Origin of the sequence: Lentimicrobium sp. S6 (assembly GCF_013166635.1) — a bacterium.
GTDB lineage: Bacteria > Bacteroidota > Bacteroidia > Bacteroidales > UBA12170 > UBA12170.
Genome location: NZ_JABKBZ010000208.1, coordinates 1 through 1,232, shown reverse-complemented (window position 1 = coordinate 1,232; position 1,232 = coordinate 1). Strand labels below are relative to the sequence as shown.

Annotated in this window: 1 protein-coding gene; it reads right to left on the bottom strand. The window is 49.7% G+C overall.

The features are described from left to right. The coding region (locus HNS40_RS22370) for a hypothetical protein (protein ID WP_172284930.1) at positions 1–1,232 on the bottom strand (1,232 nt) is incomplete at both ends.

The window sequence follows — 1,232 nt, the reverse complement described above, 5'->3', positions numbered from 1 at the left end:
GTGGCTGGATTAAAGCTTCCGGCGCTAATACCCGTTCCGCTATATGTTCCGCCAAAAGGAGTGCCACCGTTTAGGGTGATGGGGCTTTCATTTTCGCAGATATTGGCCAGGTCGGCCAGGTTGACCTCAGCTTCGGTGTTGACCGTGATTTGGTTGATGGCTGTTGCGCTACAACCTTCGGCATTGGTAAATTCGTAGCTGATATTATGGTCACCTATTCCAGCTGCTTGAGCATTGAATGTTCCGGCGCTCACAAAGCTTCCTGAATAGACTCCTCCACTGGGCAATCCTCCGGCTAATACCACCGCAGTTTGGCTAGAGCATACATCGCCTTGATGGCTAAGTGAAGCGCTAGGAGCCGCTTTTACCAAAATGTGTTCTTGGGCAGAACTGGCACAGGCTCCGCTGCCGTAGTTATATGTGATTTGATGGCTTCCTGGACCTGCAATATTAGGGTCGAAAACTCCAGCCGTAACTCCCGTTCCGCTATAGGTTCCGCCGACTGGGTTACCACCACTCAAAGTAAAAGGTGCTTGGTCTTGACAAATATCATTAAAAGCAGCAAGGCTGACAGTGGCTTGCTCGTTGACAATGATTTCTGCATTTGCAGTAGCGCTACAACCTTCGGCATTGGTGAACTCGTAGGTGAGACTATGGGTTCCTGCTCCTGCTGCTTGGGCATTGAAGAATCCTGCATTTACAAAACTTCCTGAATAGACTCCTCCGAGCGGGCTTCCACCGCTGAGTTCTATGGCCGTTTCTCCAGAGCAGACATCATCAGGATTTGGGAACAGTACAGTTGGAACAGCTTTCACTAAAATATCTTCTTGTGCAGAGCCTCCGCAATCACCACTACCATAGTTATAGGTGATTTGGTGGAGGCCAGGACCTGCAATATTGGGGTCGAAAACACCAGCTGTGACTCCTGTTCCGCTATAGGTACCACCCATTGGACTACCACCACTTAGGGTGATAGGAGCTTGGTCTTGACAAATATCATTGAAGGCAGCAAGGCTCACAGTGGCTTGCTCGTTAACTGTGATTTCTGCGGTGGCAGATGCGCTACAACCTTGGGCGTTGGTGTATTCGTAGTTGAGTTCATGGGTCCCTATTCCTGCTGCTTGGGCATTAAAATATCCTGCGCTCACATGACTTCCTGAATAGACTCCTCCGGTGGGTAATCCACCGTTGAGCTCTACTGCTGTTTCTCCTGAGCATACTGCATTGGGATT